Origin of the sequence: Vibrio ruber DSM 16370, assembly GCF_900163965.1 — a bacterium.
GTDB classification, from domain to species: domain Bacteria; phylum Pseudomonadota; class Gammaproteobacteria; order Enterobacterales; family Vibrionaceae; genus Vibrio; species Vibrio ruber.
On the sequence record NZ_FULE01000079.1, the window covers coordinates 1 to 930 of the forward strand.

General features: G+C 45.3%; 1 protein-coding gene. It reads right to left on the reverse strand.

From position 1 onward, the window contains the following. A partial coding sequence (locus tag VR7878_RS20185) for a tyrosine-type recombinase/integrase (RefSeq protein WP_077337760.1) occupies window positions 1–834 on the reverse strand: 834 nt, incomplete at its 3' end. Between the last annotated feature and the right edge of the window lie 96 nt (window positions 835–930).

The window sequence follows — 930 nt, forward strand, 5'->3', positions numbered from 1 at the left end:
CTTGGGGACTGTCCATCGTCGGGATGTAAAATCCCATTCATCCCACGTTGAAAGCCGAACCTCTTGCGTTCGTGCACCAAAGATAGTCAACAGCAATGCAAGCCGTTGGTAATAGTCCATCATCCGGTTGGAATGCGTGATGAAATCAACAAAAGACCTTAACTCAGCTTCGGTTAAAACGCGATGTCGTTCTGATTTCGCGGTGCCAACATCCGAGCGAACCAAATCATTGAGGGCATGACTAACCGCAAAGCCTCTTTTGCGGCAAAAGAGTAACGCCTGTTTACACACCGCAAACAACGTGCCTGCAAGCACAGGGACAGGTTTTTGTTTACCTTCGACACCTTTTCTCATCCGGTCAAAACATGTCACCCACATCTGGGTGCTGACCTGCTCTAATGGTAAATGACCAATATAAGGAATGATATGATTATTGATATGGGCTCGCCATTGACCTGCTGTTTTACGGTGAACCTCAGCATACTCAACTAACCAGTATTCCATTGCATCGGCAACGGTAACGGGTTTCTCCCGCTTTTCTTTAGCAAGCTGGATTTCCATTGAAGGGTCAAGCCCATTATCCAGCCACTCGCGGCACAGGTCGCGTTTTTCTCTGGCTTGTTTGATAGAGGTTTCAGGGTAGTTTCCCAGCCCTAACCATTTTGGATTGGAATCTCTGCCACCGAGTCGGTAACGGTAGACCCATGCAATTTTACCTTTGGGAGAGATCCTTGCAGAGAGTCCGGCACCGTCAGAAACCACCTGACGCCCTGTATAAGGTTTGCCATGAATGGCCTTAAGTTGTTTATCTGAAAGTTTGTTAATTGCTGCCATAATTTATTTTTTACTACACATATAGCTACACACAATTCATTGACTGATGATATTTTTCAATGAACACTGATGAGCAAAATAGCAATTAAAAACAAC